15 protein-coding genes are annotated in these 22,568 nt (G+C 71.2%); 5 read left to right on the top strand and 10 right to left on the bottom strand.

Annotation, left to right across the window (positions count from 1 at the left end):
- Positions 1–27 precede the first annotated feature (27 nt).
- The 3 genes from WMF45_RS22000 to WMF45_RS22010 form a co-directional block, all read right to left on the bottom strand.
- The gene (locus WMF45_RS22000; RefSeq protein WP_437718818.1) at positions 28–1,605 is read right to left on the bottom strand and encodes a pre-peptidase C-terminal domain-containing protein; all 1,578 of its coding nucleotides are present in this window, start codon (positions 1,603–1,605) and stop codon (positions 28–30) included.
- A gap of 490 nt (positions 1,606–2,095) precedes the next feature.
- The gene (locus WMF45_RS22005) at positions 2,096–3,742 is read right to left on the bottom strand and encodes a hypothetical protein (RefSeq protein WP_437718819.1); all 1,647 of its coding nucleotides are present in this window, start codon (positions 3,740–3,742) and stop codon (positions 2,096–2,098) included.
- Positions 3,743–4,019: 277 nt separating this feature from the next.
- Positions 4,020–4,319, bottom strand: a complete 300-nt coding sequence (locus WMF45_RS22010) for an FtsB family cell division protein (RefSeq protein WP_437300928.1) — start codon at positions 4,317–4,319, stop codon at positions 4,020–4,022.
- Between the two features lie 311 nt (positions 4,320–4,630).
- Between WMF45_RS22010 and WMF45_RS22015 the strand changes: the two genes are divergently transcribed.
- The gene (locus WMF45_RS22015; RefSeq protein ID WP_437718820.1) at positions 4,631–9,928 is read left to right on the top strand and encodes a protein kinase domain-containing protein; all 5,298 of its coding nucleotides are present in this window, start codon (positions 4,631–4,633) and stop codon (positions 9,926–9,928) included.
- Here the strand turns inward: WMF45_RS22015 and WMF45_RS22020 are convergent.
- Entirely contained in the window at positions 9,865–10,902 is a 1,038-nt protein-coding gene (locus WMF45_RS22020) for a hypothetical protein (RefSeq protein ID WP_437718821.1), read from the bottom strand. The two genes, WMF45_RS22015 and WMF45_RS22020, sit on opposite strands and share 64 nt — an antisense overlap.
- Here WMF45_RS22020 and WMF45_RS22025 point away from each other — a divergent pair.
- The 3 genes from WMF45_RS22025 to WMF45_RS22035 all read left to right on the top strand — a co-directional run bounded on the left by WMF45_RS22025 (position 10,883) and on the right by WMF45_RS22035 (position 13,457).
- On the top strand, positions 10,883–12,097 hold the full coding sequence (locus tag WMF45_RS22025) for a Fic family protein (protein ID WP_437718822.1): 1,215 nt from the start codon (positions 10,883–10,885) through the stop codon (positions 12,095–12,097). The two genes, WMF45_RS22020 and WMF45_RS22025, sit on opposite strands and share 20 nt — an antisense overlap.
- A gap of 160 nt (positions 12,098–12,257) precedes the next feature.
- Positions 12,258–13,019 carry an endonuclease III gene (nth, locus tag WMF45_RS22030; protein ID WP_437718823.1) on the top strand — a complete coding sequence of 254 codons (762 nt, stop codon included), beginning with the start codon at positions 12,258–12,260 and terminating at the stop codon, positions 13,017–13,019.
- Between the two features lie 156 nt (positions 13,020–13,175).
- On the top strand, positions 13,176–13,457 hold the full coding sequence (locus WMF45_RS22035; protein ID WP_437718824.1) for a hypothetical protein: 282 nt from the start codon (positions 13,176–13,178) through the stop codon (positions 13,455–13,457).
- A 50-nt stretch (positions 13,458–13,507) separates the two neighbouring features.
- Here the strand turns inward: WMF45_RS22035 and meaB are convergent, their stop codons facing one another.
- The 3 genes from meaB to WMF45_RS22050 all read right to left on the bottom strand — a co-directional run bounded on the left by meaB (position 13,508) and on the right by WMF45_RS22050 (position 15,798).
- The gene (gene meaB, locus WMF45_RS22040) at positions 13,508–14,584 is read right to left on the bottom strand and encodes a methylmalonyl Co-A mutase-associated GTPase MeaB (protein ID WP_437718825.1); all 1,077 of its coding nucleotides are present in this window, start codon (positions 14,582–14,584) and stop codon (positions 13,508–13,510) included.
- Positions 14,585–14,650: 66 nt separating this feature from the next.
- Entirely contained in the window at positions 14,651–14,941 is a 291-nt protein-coding gene (locus WMF45_RS22045) for a hypothetical protein (protein WP_437718826.1), read from the bottom strand.
- Between the two features lie 62 nt (positions 14,942–15,003).
- A complete protein-coding gene (locus WMF45_RS22050) occupies positions 15,004–15,798 on the bottom strand; it encodes an arginyltransferase (protein WP_437718827.1) in 795 nt (264 codons plus the stop codon).
- Between the two features lie 371 nt (positions 15,799–16,169).
- Here WMF45_RS22050 and yhbY point away from each other — a divergent pair, with 371 nt between their 5' ends.
- On the top strand, positions 16,170–16,472 hold the full coding sequence (gene yhbY, locus WMF45_RS22055; protein ID WP_437718828.1) for a ribosome assembly RNA-binding protein YhbY: 303 nt from the start codon (positions 16,170–16,172) through the stop codon (positions 16,470–16,472).
- Between the two features lie 136 nt (positions 16,473–16,608).
- Here yhbY and WMF45_RS22060 read toward each other — a convergent pair whose 3' ends face one another.
- From WMF45_RS22060 to accB, 3 genes are all read right to left on the bottom strand, one after another.
- Positions 16,609–20,439, bottom strand: a complete 3,831-nt coding sequence (locus tag WMF45_RS22060) for an FAD-dependent oxidoreductase (protein WP_437718829.1) — start codon at positions 20,437–20,439, stop codon at positions 16,609–16,611.
- A 219-nt stretch (positions 20,440–20,658) separates the two neighbouring features.
- Positions 20,659–22,005 (bottom strand): acetyl-CoA carboxylase biotin carboxylase subunit, encoded by a 1,347-nt coding sequence (accC, locus tag WMF45_RS22065; protein WP_437554476.1) that lies wholly within the window; start codon positions 22,003–22,005, stop codon positions 20,659–20,661.
- Between the two features lie 21 nt (positions 22,006–22,026).
- Positions 22,027–22,557: an acetyl-CoA carboxylase biotin carboxyl carrier protein gene (gene accB / locus WMF45_RS22070; protein ID WP_437718830.1), complete on the bottom strand. Its 531-nt coding sequence runs from the start codon at positions 22,555–22,557 to the stop codon at positions 22,027–22,029.
- Between the last annotated feature and the right edge of the window lie 11 nt (positions 22,558–22,568).

Below are 22,568 nucleotides of genomic sequence, written 5' to 3' on the forward strand. Positions count from 1 at the left end.
GCCTTTGCGGGCCAAGGGTCCGCCGCGTCACGGCGTCGTGTAGTCGACCTTCACCGTGTACGAGCTCTCCGCGTACCCCTGCACGAGGAGGAAGGCCTCCGACTGCCCTTCCGGGACCGTCAGCTCGCACGTCTCGTCCGCGCCGTCGAGGTAAGGCCGGCAGTCGAAGGCGCTCAGGGTGGGCTGCTCACCGAACCGCACGTAGAGATCGGGATCCCCGGTGCCGCTCATCACGGCCCGGAAGGTCGTGCCCGGGACCACCGAGATGGGCCCGTGGGACGCCGTCTCGCGCCGCGAGACGCTGCCGTCGAAGCTCGTCGACGTCTCGGTGCCGCCGCCTGCGGGCTCGCCTCCGGGCTCGCCTCCGGGCGCCTTCGGCGCGGAGTAGCGCACCTCGATGTCGTAGGTCGAGGCCGTGAAGCCTTGCACCTTGATGAAGGCCCTCGTCTGGCCCGCGGGCACATCGAGCGTGCAGGTCTCGTTGGCGTCGCTGAGGTAGGGCCGGCAATCGAACGATCTCGCCGTCGGCGCATCACCGAACTTCACGAAGAGATCGGGGTCTCCGGTCCCGGTCATGACGACGGTGAGGGTCGTCCCGGCCACGACCTCGAACCCCTCGGCGGGCCCGACTGCATCGAAGGCTCCCCGGGCGAGGCGGCCGCTGAAGTTCTCGGTGGTCGGCTCCCCGACCGGCGGCTCCCCGGTCGGCGGCTCCCCGCCGCCTCCACTGCCTCCATCACCTCCGCCGTCACCGCCGTCTCCGCTCGGCGTGCCATAGAGCGACCGGACGCCCGCGATGTCCTTCTCCGTGAGGACGAGCGTGCTGTCGCCTGTGCCGTTGCACTGGGGATAGTGCATGACGGACGCGCCGTCGTACTCGGTGAGGGAACGCCAGTTGTCGTCCTCGAAGCAGGTGCCCGACTCAGGACGGGTGTGCTCGTGACGGAAGCCAAGGGTGTGGCCGAGCTCGTGGCGGAGAATGCCGGTCATCGTGGGCCGCGTGCTGCCGAAAGCGGTCCTGTCGATCAGCACGTTCCGCGAGTACCTCGACTGGCCGGGGAAGAAGGCGCGCGCCAGGTACTGGCCACCGGCGTTGACGGGGTTCACGTCGAACAGGACCTCGCTGGTGCTCGACGTGCAGCGCGAGTCGGCAGACTCGACATGGATGAAGTCGACGTCCGTGACGTCCTCCCATGCCTTGACGGCATCCGCCATCGCCGTCACGACCTCCTCGTACTTGTCCCCGAATCTCGTGCTCACGCAGTACGAGAGGTTGTGCCGCTGCTCCGCCGTCCAGATGACGTCTTGCCCGCCTTCCTGGTTGACGATCAGCGCACCACCGCGCACATGCGCCTCCCAGAACTCGCGCAGATGCTTGATATCTACGACCGGCGTGTCCCCGTTAACAATGTAGATGCCGGTGTCAGGCTCCCGGAACACCGTCCGCTCGAATCGCTCAAATCCCAGCTGATTCGTGCCGACTTCCTCGGTGTCGGCGCCGCCGACGTCTGCCGAGCAACCGACCGCGGCAGCGGTCAAACCAGCGATCACCAGAACGAGCTTACGGGCGATCACATTGCTCTCGTGCGTCTTTGCAGGATGCATTTGGAGCTCCTTTCGGGGGAGGCGAATCACGCTGTCCACGCGAACTCGATGAGACCCAAATGCCTTAACCCGATTTGACCCTCAGTCGGATAGCCAAATCTGACCGCCGTTCATAAAAAGGGTTCAGGATTGTAAAAAATTTCGAAGAGAGCGGACACGGTTCCCTTGTCACAGGAAAATTCCCGCGACACGCGAAGCGAACAGATCACGTCGGACAGACACACTGGAAAACAACACATCTTGAGCTCGGGCGACGCGTACTTGCACCAGGACAAACATCGGGATCCTCCTGCCTCCGTTGCGTCGATGAAAGGCGCGGAACGCACGCATGCAACGCGACGGCTGCAACGCAGCGGGCGCGGGCGCAGCTGCGAGCGCCGCGGCAGCCGACAGCGCGCGGGCACGTCCGCGGGCGCCGAGCGCGGCGCGATCCTTCAGGGCAGCGTCGGGACGGCGCGCAGCGCTCGTCGCGCGGGACGACGGCGGGCGCTCACCCGCGCGCCGACAGGATCCGGCTGAAGGCCTCGCCGACGGCGCGCGCGAGCTCGACCATCCGGCGCGAGCCGCTCGAGGTGTCGAGGATCCGATCGGCGACCAGGATCATCGCGGGCCGGCCGACGACCTGCACGGCGACGGCGGCGACGTCGAGGCTCGGGTTGACCATGACGTCGAGCAGCGGCGCGTGGGTGGGGGTGCCGGGGATCGGGCCGACGTAGAGGTGGGTCGCCACGGCCGTGGCGAGCACGCTCGGCTGATCCATCGGGAGGGAGAGCTTGCGCAGCGCCTCCTGGTCGCCGAACTCCGCGTTGCACGCGAACCCACGAAAGACCCCGCGGTGCGCGGCGAAGATGGCGACACGCCCGGCGAACAGCCGCAGCCCCCGGAGCGCGAGCCGGATGACGTCGTCGCGCGTGCGCGCGAGGTACAGCGCGTCGATGACGTCGCTCAGATCGACGAAGGGCTGCGGCGGCGGATCGTCGTCGAGAGGATCGCCGAGCTCCGGCTCGGGCGCGGGGGGCAGCGCCGGGAGCCGCCCGGGGCGCCTGCTCGACGGCGGCGCGGCGCTCTCCGGGCGAGCCCTGCCGCTTCCAGGCGACGGGGCCTCCGCGTCGACGGAGCGGCGGCGCGAGCGCGGCGCGAGGCCGGAGGGCGCGTCGAGCGGCAGCCGTCCGAGGCGCCGCGTCGAGGGGGCCGGCTCCCGCCCGGCGCTGTCCGGCGCGCGTTCGGGGCCAGGCGAGGCCTGGGGCAGGATCGAGGCGAGCAGCTTGAAGGGCGGCGAGATCTCCACGGGCGGCGGCGGAAAGGAGACGGCCGGCGGCTCGACCGCCGGCGCGCGCAGGGCCGCCTGACGCCCGGTCGCCCTCCCGCCGGCGCCGCGTTCGGCGTCCGCTGAGCGGCGAGCGCTCGAGGGAGAGCCGCGCGCGCCGGGGGCCGCCTTGGCGAGGCGGAGCGGCAGGATCGCGTCCTCGTGCGCCGCCGGCGTGTCCGCGCGCTCCGCGTGACCGTTGTGCGCCGCTCCGCGGTGGCCATGCTTGCCGCTCGGCGCATCCACCAGGCTGACCTCCAGGCTCGCCTCGTCGAACGAGGGTACCGAGGTGCGACGGATCAGGGGGATGGGCACCTCGGACGACGGCGGCGGCGGGATGGTCGACTGGGGCGCGCCGTGCGGAAACGCCGGGGTCGCGCGCCGCGCGCGGGAGGGGAGCTGCTCCCGCTCGTCGAGATCGAGGGCGCGGATGGCCTCCTCGATCGCCGTGATCGGCGCGCGGAAGAGGCGCGCCGGCGCGCCGAGGTGGAAGCTGAACTCGTCGGCGATGTGGCGATCGAGCGGATCGGCCGCCGCGACGTCGATGGTGCCGACGCCGGGATCGATGCGGATCGGGACGGCGCCGAGGCGGCGGCACATGGCGCGCGGCAAGCGCGCGACGAGATCGCGGGCGCCGACGACCTGCCGGAGCGCGAGGCCGCCGTGGCGATCGAGCTCCTCCTCCAGGGCGCGCTCGCTGATGGCGGCGCGGTCGATGAGGGCGCGAGGGAACGGGATGCCCCGCAGGACCGCCACGAAGAGGGCGGCTTCGACCTCAGCCTTGGAGACGGCGCCGGCGGCGATGAGGAGGCGGCCCAGGTCTAGCGACACTCGCTGCACAATACCAGAAAGGACGCTGCCAGCGTGCAGCGCCCCGCATCCGGTCACGACGGACGCTGCCCCTTCCGGACGGGCGGCGAGCGGCCAGCGGGCCCGCTCCCTCACCACCCCAGGCGGCGGGGTAGCGCGCTGGGCGAGGGAGAGGGCCAGGCGAGCTCATGGGCTCGCGCCGAGCGCTGGCTCACGCCCTGGCGCCGAGCGCTTCCGCGGCGGAGCCGTGGGGCCGATAGGACAACAGGCCTGGGGAGGACCGAGAGACCCGGAGTCCTCAGCGGGAGAACTGAAAGACCACCTCGCTCTGCCGCACGAGACCCAGGTTGTCGCGCGCGATCCTCTCCACGGCGGTCGGGTCGTCGCGCAGGCGCGCCACCTTGCCGCGGAGCGCCTCGATTTGCCGCCCGAGCTCGGCATTCTCCTCCTCGACGTCGGCGAGCTCTCTCTCGAGCTCCCGCAGGCGGGGCAGCCCCTGCGGCGAGAAGATCATGATCGGTGCGCCCACGACGGCGACGATGAGCACCGCGATGGGGAGGGTCCGCTCCAGGAACTGCGCTATTCGACGCACAGACATCCGCTCGCACGTCCTCCGCGCTCCTGTCAACTTTCCTCCAGGGTTCCTGCAACTCCGCGTTACCTGTCATCCAGCCTCTCGGCGGGGCAGGCGCGGTGAGCACGACCCCGCGCGCCACGTCGATCGACGTCGATTGCGCCCACGTCGAGCGCCGCCGTCGCGCCGCGCACCGCCGAATCACCCTGCAAAACAGGCGTTCGTCGGATGTCGCATGGAGCCCCAAGCTTCGCTAGCATGACCCACGTCCCCCGCCGTCCGGCAGGTCCGCTGCGCGCGCAACGCCGGCACGAGGGCTCGGCCCGAGGAGTCCCATGTCCATTGATATCGTCCGAGGCGAGCTCGAGCGCCTCTTTTCGCTCGATGAAATGATGGCCCTGTCGTCCGACCTCCTCGGCTTCAGCCCGGCCGAGATCGGGGGCAGCGCCTCCAAGGCCTCCTTCGCGCGCGCCCTCACGGATCATTGCGTGGAGCTCGACGCCATCGATGCGTTGATCGATGCCGTCATCGCCTCACGCGCAGAGGTCGACGCGCGCGTCCGCGCCCTCGGCGTCCATGGGCTCGGCCCGCACGAGGAGATCGGGCCCGGCGAGGCGTTCGGCGACTACATCGTCACGAGAAAAATCGGCGAGGGCCCCCGGGGCCTTGTCTACGCGGCGACCCGGGGGACCGAGCCGCGGACGCTCAAGGTGCTCCGGCGCGAGGCGACCCGGGACAGCCGGGCGGTGCGCAGGTACCTCACCCACGTCCGCCTGGCCGCGCAGGTGCACCACGAGAACCTGGCGAGCAGCATCGACGCGGGGATCGTGGGCGGCCGGGCGTTCGTGGCGTACGCGCACGTCGACGGGCTGCCGCTCTCGGCGCGCCTCGCGCGCTCGGGGCCGCTCCACATCAACGAGGCGAAGCCGCTCCTCCGCGGGATCCTCGGCGGGCTCGCCGCGCTCCACGAGCAGCGCCTCGTCCACGGCGCGCTCAAGCTCGAGAACGTCGTCGTGGCCCGCGGCGAGGACGGGGAGCCGCTCCCGATCCTCGTCGACGTCGGCGGCGATCGGCTCGGCGCCGGGTGGTCCAGCCCGGAGCTCGTCGAGGCGGCCAGCCCCGAGCAGCTGCGCGGCGAGAGCGTCGGCCCCGCGAGCGATCTCTACGCCTTCGGCGCGCTGCTCTTCGAGCTCCTCACGGGCAAGCCCGTGTTCTCGGGCGCCGCCGCTGTCGACATCGCCGTCGCGCACCTCATCGAGCCGCCGCCGCCGCCGAGCGCGGTCGCGCCGCGCGGCTGGGTGGGCAAGGACATCGACGAGCTCTCGGGGCGCCTGCTCGCGAAAGCGCAGGACGCCCGGCCGAGGGGGACGCGCGCGGTGCTCGACGCGCTCGATCCGCTCGGCAAGCCGCAGCGGCAGGAGGCGGCGATCGAGGGCGCGCAGCTGGACGACCTCATCGATCGGCTCGTCGCGAGCCCCACGGACACGGAGCTCGCGCTCGCCGTCGAGGCGGCCGTCGATCGGGGAGCGGACCCGGGGCGCGTGGCCGAGGCGCTCGTGATGGCCTCGGAGCAGATCGACGCGGGCTCGGCGCCAGGCCAGGGCGACGACCAGGCCGTCGCGGCGAAGAAGCTCCTCCACTTCCGGGCGGCCAGGATCTACGAGAAGGGGCGCCTGCACGACAAGGCGGAGGCGGTCTACCTGCGCCTCCTCGAGCTCGCCCCGGGCGACGACATCGCCTTCAGCACGCTCGAGGAGCTCCGCAAGGCGCTGGGCAAGCACGAGGAGCTCGTGGAGATGCTCCTCCAGCGGAGCGAGCGCGCCGAGACCGCCGGCGAGCGCGCCCGGGCGCTCAACGAGATCGGGCACCTCTACGTGCGGGAGCTCGACGACAAGGACCAGGGGGTGTTCGCCTTCGCCCAGGCGCTGGCCCAGGATCCGGAGCAGGACGCGTACGCCGTCGACCTGGAGCGCGCGGCGGGCAACGACATGAAGATCTGGTCCGAGGCGCTCCAGATCCTGAGCCAGGCGAGCACCGACGAGGCGATGCCGGCCGAGGCGAAGCTCGCGCTCTTCAACCGGCTCGGGCCCTGGTATGCGGAGAAGGTCGCGCGGGCGGACCTCGGGATCCCGTGCTTCCAGTTCGTGCTCGGGCTCGACCCCGCGAACGAGGAGGCGCTGGAGGGGCTCTCGCAGGTCTACCGCCGCGCCCAGCAGTGGCAGGAGCTCGTCCAGGTGCTGCTCTCGCGGGCCGATCGCGCCGCGACCCCGGGGGAGGCGCGCGACCTCCGCGCCGCGGCGGCCGAGCTCCTCGAGACGAAGCTGAGCGACGCGGGCCGCGCGCGCGACCTCTACGAGCAGATCTTCACCGAGGACCCCGGGCACACGAGGACGTGCGAGGCGCTGCTCAGGATCTACCGGCGCGCCGAGGATCACGCGGGCTACGCCAGGATCCTCGAGCGGCGCGCGGAGGCGCTGCGGGGCGAGGAGCGCGTCGACACGATGTGCAAGCTCGCCGAGCTCTACGAGGACCGGCTCGGCGACCTGGGCGAGGCGACGCGGCGCTACGAGGCGGCGCTCGAGATCGATCCGGCCAGCCTGACCGCCCTGCGCGGGCTCGATCGCATCCACAGCCGCGCCGGCAGCTACGCGGCGCTCCTCCAGAACCTGGCGCGACAGATCGACGTCAGCGCGACGCCGCGCCAGAAGATCAACCTCTACGAGCGGATCGCCGGCATCCACGACGAGGAGTTCCTCGATCACGCGAAGGCGGCCGAGGCCCTCGAGGCGATCCTCGGGATCGACAGCGCGCACGAGGGCTCGCTCGCAGCGCTCGGGCGGCACTACCGCGCCCTCGAGCGCTGGGAGGACGTGGTGTCGCTCTACGAGCGGCAGCTCGGCATCGTGCCCGACGACAAGCGCCGGGAGGAGCTGCTGCTCGCGATGGGGCGCGTGCTCCTCGATCAGGTCGGCTCGCCCGAGCGCGCCCGCAAGGCCTATGAGCGGGTGCTCGCGATCGATCCCCACCACGCCGGGGCCCTGGAGTCGCTCGCGCACGTGCGGGCCGCGACGGGCGACGCCGCGGCGGCGCTGAGCGCGATCGAGTCGCTCGCGGCGACGGCGAAGACCGCGGAGAGCAGGGCCGATCTCTGGATCCGCGCGGCGAAGCTGCTCGAGGAGAAGGGCGATCGGGACGGGGCGATCGAGCGCTACAAGATGGCCCTCGAAGCGCAGCCGCAGAACGCGGGCGCGTCCTCGGCGCTGCGCGCGGCCTACCTCGCCCGGGGCGACGCGACGAGCGCCGTCGAGCTCATCGCGCGCGAGGCCGAGGTCGCGGAGGGCAACCTCGCCAAGGGCCGCCTGTACGGCGAGATGGCGCTGCTCCTCCGCGAGCGCCTCAAGGACGACGGGCGCGCCGCGGAGGCGGCGACGAGGGCGGTCGACCTCGATCCGACGGGCGTGCTCGGGCTCATGATCTCGGGCGATCTCGCGTTCGAGGCGGGCCGCTTCCTCGAGGCGGCGCGGCACTACGAGCTCCTGGCGAGCCGGGTCGACGTCCTGCCGAAGGAGCAGGGGCTCAAGCTGCTGCTCCGCTATGTCGACGCGCTCGGCAAGAGCGGCTCGAGCGGCAAGGCGATCGGCACGGTGAAGGCGCTGCTCGCGCTCGCGCCGGACGATCCGGCGGCGCTCTCGCGGGCCGCCAGGGTCAACCTCGACGCGGGAAGGGCGAAGGAGGCCGCGGAGCTCTACGGCCGCCTCGTGGACCGCTTCGGCGCCGGCCTGCCGGAGCGCGATCGGGCGGAGGCGCTCCTCGGGCTCGGCGAGGCGAGGCTCGCGGCCGGCGACCCGGACGGCGCGGTGGCCGCGCTGAACGGCGCCGCCGATCTCCTCCCGGAGTCCCCTGCCCCGCTCGCCCTGCTCTCCAGGGTCTTCGAGGCCAAGAGGGACTGGGAGGAGGTCGTGCGCGTCAAGCACCGGCGGCTCGACGTGGTGACCGGCGAGGAGCGGAGCGCGCTCCTGCTCGAGATCGGCGACTTGCTGGCGGCGCACCTCCACGACCGCGCGCGCGCCGCGAAGAGCTACGTGGCGGCGCTGGACGAGCGCCCGGACGACCGGAAGATCCTCACCAAGCTGATGCAGCTCTACAGCGAGGAGAAGGACTGGTCGAAGCTCGTCGACATCGTCCTCAAGCTCGCCGCCAAGATCGACGACAGCCGGCAGAAGGCGAAGTACCTGCACACGGCGGCGATCGTGAGCGCGCGGCAGCTCGGCGATCTCGACCGGGCCGCCACGTTCTACGACGAGGTGCTGGCGCTCGACCCGTCGCTCACCCGGGCGCTCGCGGAGGCGATCGACCTCCGCGGCGAGAAGGGTGACCACGAGGAGGTGGAGCGCCTGCTCAAGATCGAGCTCGACAGGGCGACCGAGGAGAACGACACCGCGAGGATGCTCGAGACGTTCGACCGGCTGGGCGCCCTCTACAAGGACAAGCTCGGCTGGATGAGCGAGGCGATCGACGCCTACGAGGCGGCGCAGACGCTCGATCCGGACAGCGAGGCGCGGAACGAGCTCCTGGCGAACCTCTACGCGAGCAACCCGGCGGAGTACCTGGACAAGGCGGTGGCCGCGCAGGCCCCGATCCTGCGGCGCAACCCGTACAAGCCGGACGCGTACCGGCTGCTCCGGAAGATGTACACCGAGGCGAAGCGCGCCGACGCGGCCTTCTGTCTGTGCCAGGTGCTCTGCTGCCTCAGCGCCGCCGAGCCGGACGAGGAGCGCTTCTTCCGGCGCCTGCGCCCCGACACGGCCGCGGCGGCGCAGCAGCCGCTCGACGACCACGCGTGGGCGACCGCGCTCGTCCACCCCGACGCGGATCCGCTCCTGACGACGGTCTTCGGCGTCATCGAGCCGGCCGTGCTCAGGAAGAACGGGCAGCCGCTGGAGGAGCTCGGTTACCAGCTCGCCTACCAGCTCGATCTCTCGCGCCACCCCTACCCGATGTCGCAGACGCTCTACTACGCGGCGGGTGTGCTGGGCCTCGCGCCGCCGCTCACGTTCCAGGATCCGAACGACGGCGGCGGCGTCTCGTTCCTCCACGCGCACGTCCCGGCGATCGTGCTCGGCGCCGCGGCGCTCCAGATGGACCTGCCCACGCAGGCCGCCGCGTTCATCGCGGCCCGCCACCTCACCTACTACCGCCCGGGCATGTACCTCCGGCACCTGGTGCCGACGGGCACCGGCCTGCGCGCGTGGCTGTTCGCGGCGATCAAGCTCATCTCGCCCACGTTCCCGATCACGAAGGAGCTGGAGGGGCCGGTGATGGACGACCTGGTGGTCCTGGAGCCCATCCTCGTCGGGCCTGCGCGCGATCAGCTCGCGAGCGCCGTGACGAAGCTGCTCCAGGCCGGCGCCATCGACCTGAAGCGCTGGGTGTCCGGCGTCGACCTGACGGCCGACCGCGCGGGCTTCCTCCTCGCCAACGACCTCGAGCTGGCGCAGGAGATGATCAAGGCGACCGACGAGGCGGGCGCCGCCCTCCCCCACAAGGAGAGGCTCAAGGAGCTCACGCTCTACGCGGCCAGCGAGGAGTATTTCGCCATCCGGCAGCGGCTCGGCATCAACATCGACAGCTGAGGGCCGGCCCCTCGGTCGCGGAGCGCTGGCGCCCGGCCTCGAGCTACGCCTGGCAGGACCGCGGTCGCAATCTGGCAGGGCGGGTCAACTGGATCATCGACGATCCAGCTGCGGGATGTCGCTTCCTGCCCACTTCCGCACCGGACTGGTTGACGGATAAATCCCCAAATTGCTAGGCTGCTGGCCGGCATTAGGCCTTTTCGATCGTATGTTAGCTCGCCGCAGCGTGGCAGCGGGCAGCCTGAGCGATTGTGTGAAAGCACGCCCATGGCGGCAAAGAAGACCCGAAAAACTTCGAAAAAAGACCGGAAGAGAGCGACCAAGGCCAGCGCGGCAAGCTCGAGGCGAGCAGCCTCGACAGCGCGGACGCGGAAGGCAAAGCCTGCCGCCCGCTCAGCCGCGCGCAAGCCGAAGCGGAAGGCCGCGTCCTCTCGTCCTGCTGCGCGACGCACCGCTGCCGTAAAGGCGGCAAAGCGCCGGAAAACCACGACAAAACGGGCGACCACCCGCAAGTCGGCGGCCCCGGCGCGGCGCAAGGCGGCGCGCGCACCGGCGCGGGCAACCCGTACAGGCGCGAGGAAGAAAGCGGCGGTCGGGAGGGCGAAGAAGGCCACCCGCGCGGCCGCGAAGCGAACGAGCGCTTCCAAGGCGAAGAAGGCCGCGGCCAGGACGAAGGCCAGGTCGACGCGCACGGCCGCCAAGCTCAGGACCACCAAGGCCAGGGCGAAGGCCAGGGCGACGAAGGTCAAGGCGAGGGCGGCGAAGGCCAAGGCGACCCGGGCGAAGACGTCGAGGGCCAAGGCCACGAAGGCCAGGGTCACCCGCGCCAGGGTCGCAAAGCCGAGGGCCGCGAAGGCCAGGACCGCGAAGACCAGGGCGGTCGCCGGGCGGGCGCGGAAGGCGAAGGCCGCGAAGACGAAGGTCGCGCGGGTCAAGGCCACCAAGCCGAGGCTCGTGCGGGTCAAGGCGGCCAAGCCGAGGCTCGTCAGGAGAAAGATCGCGGCGCGCTCCGAGCGGGCGCTCGCGGCGCCGGCGGCGGAGCCGACGAAGCTCCCCAAGAAGCTGAAGCTGAGGCTCGACGACGAGCCGAAGCCCAAGGAGAAGCTGAAGCTCAAGGAGAAGCTGAAGCTCAAGGACGTCAGGGAGCAGGCCGAGCCGGGCGAGGCCGAGCGACCGCGCCGGGCGAGCGACAGGCCGTCGCGCACGAGCGACAGGCCGTCACGCACGAGCGACAGGCCGTCGCGCACGAGCGACAAGCCGGTCGTCGACAAGAAGAGCGCGCGGCCGGGCGTGGCGAAGGGGAAGAGCGCCGGGGCGTCGATCGAGCGCCGTCCAGGTCGCGCCCCGCTCCGGGAGGCGCCGCGGGTGGTCACCCTGCCGCTGCCGATGCTGCCGCCGCCTCGGCGCGCCACCATCGAGGAGCGCAGCGCGATCATCGAGCAGCGGCTGGCCGCGCAGTCGGAGGACTTCCGGCGGCGCTACATCGACAGCCTCGATATGTCGTGGATTTACCACGACAGCGCGCTCGAAGGGGTTGTCTATACGTTCGACGAGCTGCGCGCGGCCCTCGCCGGCCCGGCGCCGCTCGTGACGGACTCGAGCCTTCAGCCGACGTACGATGACATCCGGCGGCACAAGGAGGCCATCGCGTACGTGCGCGAGCAGGGCGAGAACAAGCGGGCCCCGCTCACGCTCGACTGCATGAAGAAGCTGTACCTGATCCTCCATCCGGAGGAGGGGGATCTCAAGACGGTGAAATACCGCAAGGACATTCCCCAGCACCGGCTCTACTTCCACGAGTACGCTCCGCCGGACAAGATCGCCTACAAGGTGCGTCAGATCATCGACTGGCTGAACGACCCCGAGACGCGGAAGACGCGGAACGGCATCCGGATCGCTGCGCGCGCGCACTACGATCTGCTGCGGGTCTACCCGTTCCCGAACGACAGCGGCAAGGTCGCGAGGCTGTTCATGAACATGCTGCTGCTCCGCACGGGCCTGCCTCCGTCGATCATCCACTCGACCGAGCGGCAGCGCTACTACGAGGCGCTGAAGGGCTCGGCGACGACGGTGCTGCAGATGGTGCAAGAGTCGGTGGAAAACGCGCTCGCGAGCGTCGAGAAGCTCCTCGATGAGCATGAGACGCGGAAGCGCGCCTTCGTCAGCTGAAACGGCAGAGGGCGGTCGCGCGCGAGACCTCGTCCTGACCGGGCGAGGCGCGCGCCGACCGCCCGCGTCCGTCGCTGTCGATCCCGCGGACCAACATCGAGGCGAGGGCGTCGCACCCCCGGTGAAGCGGCCGGACAAGGCGGCTCGCGCGGGTGCTTCGATGGCGGCGAAGACGCGCGCGTCGAGGTCCAAGAAGGCGACAGCGCTCGCCGACGCGGCTCGGCCGACGCCGGCACGCGCAGCGCCGAGCACACCTCCGGCCACCTTCGCGCGGCTGCGGGCGCTGCACCCGGACGCCCACTGCGAGCTGGATCATCGATCCTCGTTCGAGCTTCTCGTCGCGACGGTGCTCAGCGCCCAGACGACGGACGTGCTGGTCAACAAGGTGACCCCCCACCTGTTCGGCGCGTATCCCGACGCCCGCGCCCTCGCCAGCGCCGATGCCGCCGAGGTGGGCGCGCTCCTCAAGCGGCTCGGGATGGGCATGTTCAACCAGAAGGGGAAGAACATCGTGGGGCTCGCGCGAGGCCTCATCGAGCGGCACGCCGGCGAGGTGCCGAGGACGCTCGCCGAGCTCGTGAAGCTACCCGGAGTCGGGCGAAAGACGGCGAATGTGGTGCTCGGCGTCGCCTTCGGAGCGCCGGAGGGCGTCGTGGTCGATACCCACGTGCAGCGCCTGTCGCAGCGGCTCGGGTGGACGACCAGCGACAAGCCAGAGCAGATCGAGCGCGACCTCGTGGCGCTCTTCCCGCGGCGCGACTGGGATATGCTGTCCCACACGCTGATCTTCCACGGCCGCCGGATCTGCTTCGCGAGGAAGCCAGCGTGCGGAGGCTGCGGGATCAGCGACGCGTGCCCGAGCGCGTTCCGCGCAGAGAACGTGGGGCGCAAGCCGCCGCGGCGCCGCGGCCCCGCGCCGTGAGCGCCAGCCGCGCTGCGCGTAAAGTCGGTGTCGAGCGCACCGGCGGAAGGTCGGAAGCAGGCGAGCGCGGCTCATCGTCGCCCGGCGCCCAGCGAGCTGTTTATCGCGCTGGAACCGAGGACGCGGGATAACCTTGGGCCGATGAAGGCTTCGCACATGATCCTCACCCTTGCCTGCCTCTTCACCGCGGCGTGCAGCCCTCTGGAGGACGATCTCTGCGACTACAAGTGCGACTGCGAGGGGTGCAGCGACCGCGAGTACGGCGACTGTCTCGATCGCTACGATGACAGGTACGTGGACGCCGACCGCCGCGGCTGTGTCGACCAGTACGACGCTCTCCTGGAGTGCGAGGACGACACAGGGATCTGCAACCGCGACGACAAGTGGAGTACGTCCTGTAAACCCGAGAAAGACGCGCTGGATCGCTGCATCGACTAGCGTTGCAGCGCGGTCGACCTGAGCCAACCGCCCGGCTTCCTGGCCGCCGCTCAGGTCCCGCCGCCGGGCGCGACGGCGGTGCCAGGCGTGACGGCGCCCGCGCTGCGGAAGGCCGCGACGAGCCGTTCCGACGCGGTGTAGGGGTCGACCTCGCGCCGCGCGACGGCATGCACCGCGGCCTCGAGCGCGGGACCGAGCGCTGCGACGGCGGCGTCGGTGAGCGCGTCGCGGAGCTGCACGTGCATCGCCTCGCGCAGGCGCTCCTCTCGGCGCGCAGCGCCGGCCTCGGTCCCGAACAGCCACGCCCGGTGCCCCTCCAGCTTGTCCACGAGCGCCGCCACGCCGTCGTTACGTGTGGCCACGGTCCGCGCGATCACGGGCTCCCACGGACCTTCGACGGGCTCGCCCCCCCGAGAGGGCGCCCTCTGCGCACGGGCGTGGAGCGCCGCGGCGCTGTGCCCGCGCGCCCGTCCGGAGGCCGCAGCCACCTCGCCGCCGAGCGCGATCATGAGCTCCAGATCGCGCACCGCCACGTCGGCCCCGTCCCGGTCGGCCTTGTTCACGGCGAAGACGTCGGCGCACTCCAGGATGCCCGCCTTGATCGCCTGCACCTCGTCGCCCATCCCCGGCGCGGCGACGACCAGGGTGGTGTGCGCCATCCGGGTGATCTCGAGCTCGTCCTGCCCGACGCCGACGGTCTCGACCACCACGACGTCCGCGCCCCAGGCGTCGAGCACCCGCACGACGTCCACCACCGAGCGCGACAGCCCGCCGAGCGCGCCCCGGGTCGCCAGCGACCGGATGAACACGTCGGGATCGTCGAAATGGGCCTGCATGCGGATGCGGTCGCCGAGGATCGCGCCGCCGGTGAACGGGCTCGTGGGATCGACCGCCACCACGGCGACCCGGCGACCCTGCCCCCGGAACACGCCGATCAGCCGATCGGTGAGCGTGCTCTTGCCTGCCCCCGGGTTCCCCGTCACGCCGAGGACCCAGGCGCGGCCGGTATGGGGGAAGAGATCCTTCAGGATCGCGGCATAGTCGCCGAAGCGGTCGTCGACGAGCCGGCAGGCCCGCGCCGTCGCGCGCATGTCGCGGGCGAGGACCTTGTCTGCGAGCGGATGCACGCGAGCGGCTTAGGCCCGGCGATGCCGGAACACAACCGGCCCGCGGGCAACGCGGCGCCGGGCTACCTACCCTGCCCCGCCGCCCGCAGCGCCGCCGGTGCCGCCACCGCCGCCGGTACCGCCACCGCCGACCGTACCGTCGCCGCCGGCCGTACCGTCGCCGCCGGCCGTGCCATCGCCGCCGCCGGCCTCACCGCCGCCTGCTCCGCCCTCCCCGCCTGCCGACGAGCCGGCGCCCCCCGCGCCCCCGGCGCCCCCGGCAGCGGTGTCGAAGATCGGCCTCGTATCGCCGCACGCGACGACGAGCAGAGCCCAGAGCACAGCGCACGAGGTGAAAGCGAGAGCGCGATTCCACATGGCTACGTCCTTGCCACGAGACGCCGGGCGGCGCGCTCGCGAAATCCTGCGGCGTGCTCCAGTCATGGCGCCGCAGGCGGCTGCCGCTCGAAGCGCCGCCAGCGGCCATCGATGAGCCGCTCGTGCGGCAGGTACTGGGCCTTGTAGACCAGCCGCGAGCAGCGCTCGACGTAAAGGCCGAGGTACAGGTACCGGAGGCCCCAGGAACGGCACAGCTCGAGCTGCTTCAGGATCGAGAAGACACCGGGGCTCAGCGGCTCCAGCTCGGGCTCATAGAAGGAGTAGACCGCGGACAGCGAATCCTGCCCCCGATCCACGACGGCGACCCCGACGAGACGGCCGCCGACGCGATAGCGCATCTCGAACGTCTCGCAGCAGCTGTCCACGAGGAACGCCTCGTACCCCTCGGCGCCGAGCGGACCGTCATCTCGCATCAACCCCCGGCCGTGCTTGTGCCGGTTGTACAGGATGATCTTCTCGCGCGTGGTCACGGGCGGGCCGATCTCGACGTCCACCACCCGCTCTCCACGGCGGAGCACCCGGCGTTGCGTGCGGCCGGGGACGAAGTCACGAACGACGATCCGGATCGGCTCGCACGCGCGGCAGGAGGGGCACTGGGTGCGGTAGAGCAGCTTGCCATGGCGGCGGTTGCCCGCGACGAGCCGCTGGTCGAACTCCGCACGCGTGAGCGGACGGATGGGCACACGCAGGGGCATCCGCGCCTCGGCTTCAGGCAGGTACGGACAGGGGCTCACCTCGTCATGGACCGTGAGCTCGATCGGGTTCGCTCCCTCATCCAGCCGAGGGAGCTCGGCGTCCTGCCCCGCTGCCGCATCTCGCTCGCTCGATGAGCCCATGTCGGTGTCGATCCGAGCGCTCGATCCCCCGTCGAGCCGCCGGCCGCCAGATCAAGGGGATGCCTGTTGCACGGCCACGTCAAGCAAAACCCAGAGCGCCCGGGCCCTCTGTGAGCTCCGCCCGCTTGCGCCGCGCTGGTCTTTATCGCACATCTACCCATACAAACCCACGTGCACCCCACGCATGCTGCATGGCCCGGTTTACCGGCGCTGGCGCTCGAGCGATTCACGCGTTGTGCGAAGAGCCCGAGCGGCGCGCCCTTTTCGCTTGGCCCGGAGGCCAGTATGACCGCGCGCGCGACCGCGACAGGGACGTCCCTCGACCATCGAGCGCCCGAATCGCGCGACCGCCTCAAGAAAGGCCGAACGCTTTGGATCTGACAGGAAAGCAGCGCCGCCACCTCCGCGCGCTGGGGCATCACCTCGAACCGGTCGTGCAGCTCGGCAAGGCCGGCCTGACCGACGGCGTCGTCGCGGCCGTCGACGCCGCCCTGGAGCGGCACGAGCTCGTGAAGGTACGCCTGGGCACCGAGTGCCCGGACGAGCTGGACGACGTCGCCGACACCCTCTCCGAGCGGCTTCGAGCCGCCGTCGCGCAGACGCTGGGGCGGACGATCCTGCTGTACCGGCGCCACCCCAAGGAGCCGAAGATCAAGCTGCCCGCGGGCAGCTGACCGCGATCCACCGCGCGGCCGCGCCCCCCACCCTGCGCGGCCTCGGGCGCCTCGAGTCGACGAGACGCCGCCGAGGCCGCCTTCCCACGTTCCGCGGCGGCGGCGAGGCCTCGGATCGCCGAGGCCCGAGCAAGCGTCACACGTGCCGGAGCGTGGGGCGCTCGGCCAGCAGGTGATCGAGCCAGGCGTTCGACAGCTTCTCCTGCACCGTGTTGGCCCGGAGCCTCGCGGCGAGGTTCTTGAAGTCGACGTGATCGATGAGCTGGTCCTGGTTGAAGCACGAGAAGACCAGCGTCTCCTTGCCCGTCTCCGGGTCCACGTGCCGCTGGAGGCACTGCGCGCAGACCTCCTTCATCATGCACTGCATCGGCGAGTTGATGCTCGCGATGCCCACGTGCTTCGGATCCAGGTGCGGCGCCAGCACGCCGTGCCGCGCCTCGCGCACGGCGTTCATCATCTTGTCCGAGCCGATCGCGATGATGCGACGGACCTCCGAGAGGGCCGCCAGCTCGCCGCCGAGCTGGCGCTCGGCGTAGGCCCTCATCGCCTGGACGATGTTGCCGCGGAAGTGGTGGTCGGTCGCGCGCCGCGGGGAGATCTCGGCGCCGCCGTCCGTGCACCAGACGACCTGGTCGGTCGCCACCTCGATCTCGTCCTGCTTGAAGAGATCCTCGCCGCGCCGGTAGCCGGCGAAGTAGATCACGCGGTCGCCGCGCGCCTTCAGCGCCTTCGCGATCGAGAACAGGACGGCGTTGCCGAGCCCGCCGCCGGCGAGCAGCACGGTCTCCCCCTCGGGGATGTCCGTGGGCGTCCCGGTCGGCCCCATCACGACGACCTCCTCGCCCGGGCGCAGCGCGGCGAGCAGGCGGGAGGACGCGCCCATCTCGAGCGCGATGAGCGACAGCAGCCCCTTCTCCTTGTCGACCCACGCGCCCGTGAGCGCGAGGCCCTCCATCGCGAGCCGCGTGCCGCGGATCACGGGCGAGCGCACCTCGTAGTTCTGCAGCCGGTAGAACTGCCCGGGCTCGAACTTCCGCGCCGCCGCGGGCGCGCGCACGACGACCTCGACGATCGTCGGCGTGAGCCGCTCGACCCGCTCGACCACCGCGCCGAGGTCGTGATCGAGGCGGGCGAAGAGGTCGCGCCGCCGCGCGTCGCGCGCGCCCTGCGGCTCCTCGCCGAGCCGGGCGATGTCGTGGCGGAACAGTGCGACGACGGACGGGTACGCGTCCTTGGCGCTCGCCATCGCCTTCACGACGCTCCCCGCGTAGTGGGGGTGGTTGTCGCCGTAGAAGCTCACCGCGTGCTCGCCGTCGTTGTAGCTCGTGAAGAAGCCCTCCCGCGGCTTGGCCGGCTCCACCTTGAGCGCGCCGCCCTCGTCGACGTAGGCGCGGTGCGGCTGGAAGAACTGCCGCCACTTGTCGAACACGAACGAGCCCGGGCGCTCCTTCTCGTACGTGACGTTGGGGCTCGTCCCGGCCGCGACGCACACGGTGCGGGCAGGGATCGAGACCGCCTGCCCCGCGCTCCGCCACTTGCCGTCGACGATCTCCTGCCGGTCGAAGACGAGCGAGGAGACGCACCCGCGCTCGTCGAGCACCGCCTCGACCGGGGCGAGGTTCTCGACGTAGCGGATCCCTTCCTCGAGCGACTTGGCGACCTCTTCGTGGTTCAGCCGGTACGCCGGCGAGTCGATGAGCCGCTTCCGGTAGACCAGCGAGACGCCTCCCCACGCGTCGATCAGGCCCTGGAAGCGCGGCGGGCGCCCCTCGCGCGCGGCGCGCGCGCGCTCGTCGCGGATCTCCTCCGCGTGGCGCCGCTGCTCGGCCAGGAACTCCCGCTCCTCCTCGTCGAACATCGCGAGGACGGCGGCCTCTCCGCGCTCCGCGATCAGCGCGTCGAGCCGGTCGGCCGTCTTCTCGGCCTGCACGACGTAGTACGCGGCGAGCTCCGTCGCGGTGTCGATCGCCGTGAGGCCGCCGCCGATCACCACCGCCGGCAGGCGCACCTGCAGGTTCGCGAGCGCCGAGCGCTTGTAGGCCCCGGCGAGCTGGAGCGCCATCAGGAAGTCCGACGCCTTGCGGATGCCGCGCGCGAGGTTGTTCTTGAGCGGGATGATCGTCGGGCGCCCCGCGCCCGCCGCGATCGCGACGTGGTGGAACCCGAGCCGGAAGGCGTCGTCGAGATCGATCGTCCCGCCGAACCGCACGCCGCCGTAGATCCGGAGCAGCCGCTGCCGGGCCAGCGTGACGTACAGGACGGTGAGGAAGTTCTTGTCCCATCGCACCGTGATCCCGTACTCGCTCACCCCGCCGAAGCCGAGGAGGACGCGCTCGTCGAGCTCGGTGTAGAGCCGCTTGAAATCCTTGACCGGACGCGGCGGGCGCGATTCGTCGCCCGTGAGCTCGACCGGCAGCGGCTCGATCTTCAGCCCGTCGATCGCCACGCACGCGAAGCCCTGCCGCGTGAGGTGGTGCGACAGCGTGTAGCCGGCCGGGCCGAGGCCGACGACGAGCACGTTCTTGCCGTTGTACGGGAGCGCGTGCGGCCGCAGCGCGTCGAGCGGGTTCCAGCGCGTGAGGAACCCGTAGATCTCGAGGCCCCACGGGAGCGACAGCACGTCCGTGAGCGCCGCGGTCTCGATCTGCGGGATGTCCACCGGCTCCTGCTTCTGGAAGACGCACGCCTTCATGCAGTCGTTGCAGATGCGGTGACCGGTGCCGGGGCACATCGGGTTGTCGAGGCAGACGAGCGCGAGCGCGGCGATCGACTCGCCCCGCCCCCGCATGGTGTGCATCTCGCTGATCTTCTCGTCGAGCGGGCAGCCGTTCAGCTCGACGCCGAGCGGGTTCGCCTTGATCGCCCCGGTCTTGTTGTCGCGCAGGCCCTTCGAGCACGAGTCCTTGTCGCGATCGTGGCAGAAGAGGCAGTAGTCGACCTGGCTCTCGACCTCGCGGGGCGGCGCGCGACGGTCGGTCAGCGCGAAGCCGTCGCGGTCCCTCCGCTCGTGCTCGGGGCCGACGAGGAGCTCGGCGGAGCCCGGGCTGCCGTTCGCGCCCTTCCTCTGCAGCTGCACGAGCTCCTGGTAGTCGAGCGTGCGCGGCGCCTTCAGCGTCGGCCACCGCCGCGCCGGATCGTGCTCGTCCGCGCGGCGCGCAGCGAGCCACGCCTCGACGGCGTCGAGCGCGAGCGCCACGACCGCCCCGTCCTCGGCCTCCGTCGGCTCCGCGCCAGCGACCGCCGCCGCCGGCGCCACCCCCTCGGCGAGCGCCGGGTCCTCCCGCAGCGCCGCGCGCACCTTCGCCGCCCGCTCGCGGAGCTCGTCCGTCCACTTCGCGCCGCCGGCCTTCGCGGCCTTGCGCGCGATCTCGTCGACCTCGATCAGGGCGAGCGTCGCGCGCGCGATCGCGAGCTCCTCCGCGGCGGAGCCGCCGTCGAGCGCGCTCGCAGGCGCGCCCATGGCCGCGAGCGACCGCCGCGCCGCGTGCGCCGCCTCGACGTGCGTGCCCCGCCACGCCTTCCCCGGGTTCGGCTTGAACAGGCGCTTCTTCGAGAACTCGCGCTTGAAGTCCCAGAGCGCGCTCCGCTCGAGGGTCGCGTCGATCTGCGCCTGCGTCTCCCGCTCGACCCGGAAGAGCGTCGCCACGAAGCGGCCGACGTGGGGCGCCGCCGCCAGGAGCGCCTCGGAGACCTGCTCCGGCGTGAGCGCGGGCCGGCCCGCGCCGGCGCCGGAGGCCTCCACCTGCGCCGCGCGCAGCGAGGCCCGGTACGCGTCGAAGCGCCTGTAGGCGCCTTCGTCTGCTGCGTGGAAATACTCCTCGAACCGCTCCGTCAGCTCGGCGAGCTTCGCAGGGTCGAAGAGATCGGCGTAGCCGAAACCAGGGAGCCCGAGCTCGAGCTCGGAGGCATCGGAGGTCGCCTGCACCCACGAAGAGAAGTCAGCCTGCACTCCAGCGTTCGCTTCCATACCCGCGACAAATGCTTTCTAGTTCAAGGGGTTCGCTCACCCGGCGAGGGCTTGCCAGCGCAGCCTCGAGAGCGACGTAAAGTAGCACCAGGTCGCACTTTCGACCTGTTGCTCGAGCAACATTCAATCGAGCTCGCCCTGCGCTGGTCAGCGCGTCGAGCGCTCGATCACGCAACCGCTGCGCGCTCATCGGCACGTCAACCGCGCCGGTGCGTCGCGTCAGAATCCCTGCGAGACGACGCGCTCGATCGTATGCGTGGAGATGTTGCCTGCGACGACCTCTGGATCTCGCAGCAGCGCCTGGTGCAGCGGGATGTTCGTGCGGATGCCGCCGATGATGAACTCGTCGAGCGCGCACCGGAGCCTGGCGATCGCCTCGGCCCGGTTCGCGCCGTGCGCGATCACCTTGGCCACCAGCGAATCGTAGGAGCTGGGAACGCGGAAACCACCGTACACGCCGGAATCGACGCGGATCCCGACGCCGCCGGGCGAGTGGTACTCCGTGATGAGGCCCGGCCACGGCACGAACGAGCGCGCATCCTCGGCGTTGATCCGGCACTCGATGGCGTGGCCCCGGAAGCTCCAGGGCCGCGTGTCGGGCAGCGAGAGGCGCTCGCCTGCAGCGGCGAGGATCTGCTGCGCGACCAGATCGACGCCGGTCACCATCTCGGTGACGGGGTGCTCGACCTGGACCCGGGTGTTCATCTCCATGAAGAAGAGCTCGCCTCGCTCATCCATCAGGAACTCGAGCGTGCCCAGGCCGGTGTAGCCGGTCTCGAGGATCGCACCCCGGAGGATGTCGCCCATCCGGGAGCGCTTCTCGTTGTCCATCGCCGGGCTGGGCGACTCCTCCATCACCTTCTGGTGCCGGCGCTGGAGCGAGCACTCGCGCTCGCCGAGCGTCCACACGCCCCCGTGCTGATCCGCGAGCACCTGGAACTCGATGTGGCGCGGCGCCTCGACGTAGCGCTCGAGGTAGACGTCCGGGTTCTTGAAGCCGCTCAGCGCCTCCTGCGTCGCGATCTCGAACGAGCGCTGCACCTCGCCGGCCTCGCGGACGATGCGCATGCCCCTGCCGCCGCCGCCGCCGGAGGCCTTCAGGATCACCGGATAGCCGACGCGCTCGGCCTGCTCGGCCGCGTCCGCCGCGCTCTTGAGCACGCCCGTGCCGCTGAGCATGGGGATGCCGAAGCGCTTGGCGACCTCGCGCGCGGACACCTTGTCGCCCCAGGTCCGCATCGCCTCCGCGGTCGGCCCGATGAAGGTGAGGCGGCACTTCTTGCAAAGCTCGGCGAACTTCGCGTTCTCCGAGAGGAACCCGTAGCCCGGGTGGATCGCGTCGGCGCCTGTGACCTCCGCCGCCGCGATGATCTGCGGGATGTTGAGGTAGCTCTTCGACGCCTCGGCCGGACCGACGCACACCGCCTCGTCCGCGAACCGGACGTGCAGCGCCGCGGCGTCCGCCTCGGAGTGGATGGCTACCGTGCGGATGCCGAGCAGGCGGCAGGCGCGGATGACACGCATCGCGATCTCGCCGCGATTGGCGATCAGGATCTTCTGGAACACGGCACCCTCGCCCGGGCAGCGCTAGCTGCGCCGCACCTTGAAGAGACGCTGCCCGAACTCGACCGGCTTGCCGTTGTCGACGAGGATCTCGACGATCGTGCCCGGAGAGTCCGCCTCGATCTCGTTCATCAGCTTCATCGCCTCGATGATGCAGAGCGCCTGACCCACGCGGATCGCGCTGCCCACATCGACGAACGGGGGCGCATCGGGCGACGGCGATCGGTAGAACGTGCCGACGAACGGCGACGTCACATAGGAGATCCCCTCGTCGCTCTCTGCCGCCGCGGGCGCGGCAGGGGCCGCCGGCGCGGCGACCGGCGCAGGTGCCGCCGCGGGCGGCGCCGCCGGCGGCGCGACCGGCGCGCTGTGGATCTGGAAGGCGGCGGGCGCGAGATGCGGCGCCGCGCCCTGCGGGATGACGCCTCCGCGCGTGAGGCGAATGCGAACGTGTTCGTCCTCGAACTCGAAGTCGTTCACGTTGCGCTTCTCTAAGATGCGTACCAGCGCCCGCAACTGCTTGAGGTTGATGTTCATGGAAGGACGTTCGGCCATCGATGTTTGCC

Origin of the sequence: Sorangium sp. So ce448 (assembly GCF_051520915.1) — a bacterium.
In the GTDB taxonomy this organism is placed as follows: domain Bacteria; phylum Myxococcota_A; class Polyangia; order Polyangiales; family Polyangiaceae; genus Sorangium; species Sorangium cellulosum_B.

Coding starts and splice junctions, on each gene's coding strand:
- WMF45_RS22010 (WP_437300928.1), bottom strand. CDS start 4,319: ATGTCTGTGCGTCGAATAGCGCAGTTCCTGGAGCGGACCCTCCCCATC.
- WMF45_RS22060 (WP_437718829.1), bottom strand. CDS start 20,439: ATGGAAGCGAACGCTGGAGTGCAGGCTGACTTCTCTTCGTGGGTGCAG.
- WMF45_RS22015 (WP_437718820.1), top strand. CDS start 4,631: ATGTCCATTGATATCGTCCGAGGCGAGCTCGAGCGCCTCTTTTCGCTC.
- nth (WP_437718823.1), top strand. CDS start 12,258: ATGGCGGCGAAGACGCGCGCGTCGAGGTCCAAGAAGGCGACAGCGCTC.
- accB (WP_437718830.1), bottom strand. CDS start 22,557: ATGGCCGAACGTCCTTCCATGAACATCAACCTCAAGCAGTTGCGGGCG.
- WMF45_RS22000 (WP_437718818.1), bottom strand. CDS start 1,605: ATGCATCCTGCAAAGACGCACGAGAGCAATGTGATCGCCCGTAAGCTC.
- WMF45_RS22050 (WP_437718827.1), bottom strand. CDS start 15,798: ATGGGCTCATCGAGCGAGCGAGATGCGGCAGCGGGGCAGGACGCCGAG.
- WMF45_RS22035 (WP_437718824.1), top strand. CDS start 13,176: ATGATCCTCACCCTTGCCTGCCTCTTCACCGCGGCGTGCAGCCCTCTG.
- WMF45_RS22045 (WP_437718826.1), bottom strand. CDS start 14,941: ATGTGGAATCGCGCTCTCGCTTTCACCTCGTGCGCTGTGCTCTGGGCT.